The following is a 1,830-nucleotide window of genomic DNA, read 5'->3' on the forward strand; positions in this document are numbered from 1 at the left end:
CCTGCGGCGGACATGACCTTCCCGTATTGCGGAGTTTGAGATGAACCGACTGATCCTGTCCGCCGCGATCCCGGCGCTGATGCTGGCGGCCTGCGCCGGGGGCGAGGCGATGCCGGTGCTCGACATGGCGTCCATGCCGGCGCCGCCGCATGTCATGGCGCAGACCCCGCCGCCGCATATGCCGGCCGATCTGACGCCCGCGGGCGTGCGGGCCGCCGACGATCATCTGGCGCTGGAAGAGGTGAACGGGGCCGAGGCCATGGCCTTCGTGGCGGAGTCCAACCGCCGGGCGCTGGCCTCGCTGGAGGGCGACCGGCGCTATGAGACGTTCCGGCGGCAGGCGGAGGCGATCCTGACGGCGACCGACCGGATTCCGGGTCCGAGCTTCCTCGGCGAGGGGATCGGGAATTTCTGGCAGGACGCGGCCAATCCGAAGGGGATCTGGCGGCGCACGACGCTGGACAGCTACCGCTCGGCCGATACGCGGTGGGAGACGATGCTGGACATCGACGCCCTGTCGCGGGCCGAGGGCAAGGACTGGGTCTGGAAGGGCGCCGATTGCCTGGCGCCGGACGAGACGCGCTGCCTCGTCTCGCTGTCGGACGGCGGCAAGGACGCGGTCACAGTGCGCGAGTTCGACACCTCCACGGGCCTGTGGGTCGAGGACGGCTTCATCCTGCCCGAGGGCAAGCACCGGCTGGAATGGCTGGACCGCGACACGCTTCTGGTCGCCACGGACTTCGGGCCGAACACGCTGACGGAGTCGGGCTATCCCTTCATCGTCAAGTCGCTGAAGCGCGGGCAGACGCTGGCGCAGGCGACCGAGGTCTATCGCGGCGACATCGGCGACGGAGGCTATGGGGTCAGCCCGAGCGTCTATCGCAACGGCGCCGGTCAGGTGCTGGGCGTGCTGATCAACAGGCCGCTCGACACCTTCCGCAGCGAGACGTGGGAGGTGGACGGACGGCCCGTGAAGCTGAACCTGCCCGAGCGGGTCAGCATTCGCGGCATGATGGGCGGACAGCTGGTGCTGACCCTCGACGAGGCGTGGAGTCGTCACGGGCGCGAGATACCGGCGGGGACGTTGATGGCGGTCGTCATGGCGACGATCCGGCCCGGCAGTCAGGCCATCTCCAACGCGGACGACACCGTCTTCACCCCGACCGCGCGGCAGTCGGTCGAGGATGTGGCGGTCATGGACGACCGGATCGTGGCCAGCATCTATGACAACGTCCGTGGGCGGACCGCCGTGTTCCAGAACCGGGGCGAGTTCGGCTGGCCCGAGACCGCCCTGCCGGCGCCCGAGAACGTCGCGGTTCACCTCGGCTCGTCCAGCCGGGAGTCGGGGCGCATCTTCTATTCCTACGAAGGCTTCCTGACGCCCTCGACCCTGGCCTTGGCCGATGCGCGGGCAGGGACCGCCGAGGTGCTGCGCGCCGCCCCGGCGCGGTTCGACGCCTCGACCCATGTGGTCGAGCAGTTCGAGGCGACCTCGTCGGACGGGACGAAGATTCCCTATTTCGTCACCCGGCCGCGCGATCTGGTCATGGACGGCCATGCGCCGACGATCATCTACGGCTACGGCGGGTTCCAGGTGTCCAAGCCGCCGATCTACATCCCCGAAATGGGCAAGCTGTGGCTCGAGAACGGCGGGGTCTACGTCAACGCCAACATCCGCGGCGGCGGCGAGTTCGGACCGGCCTGGCACCAGGGCGTGCTGAAGGAGAACCGGCAGCTGGCGTTCGACGACTATGCGGCCGTTGCGCGCGATCTGCAGACGCGGGGCATCACCTCGCCGCGGCGCACGGGGATCTACGGCCGGTCGAACGG

General features: G+C 69.3%; 1 protein-coding gene. It reads left to right on the forward strand.

Annotated features, from left to right (window positions below):
• Window positions 1-40: 40 nt before the first annotated feature.
• Window positions 41-1,830, forward strand: a 1,790-nt coding sequence (locus V6M42_RS07900; RefSeq protein WP_332678101.1) for a prolyl oligopeptidase family serine peptidase, incomplete at its 3' end; no start/stop codon positions are given.

This window comes from Brevundimonas sp. (assembly GCF_036677305.1).
Taxonomy (GTDB): domain Bacteria; phylum Pseudomonadota; class Alphaproteobacteria; order Caulobacterales; family Caulobacteraceae; genus Brevundimonas.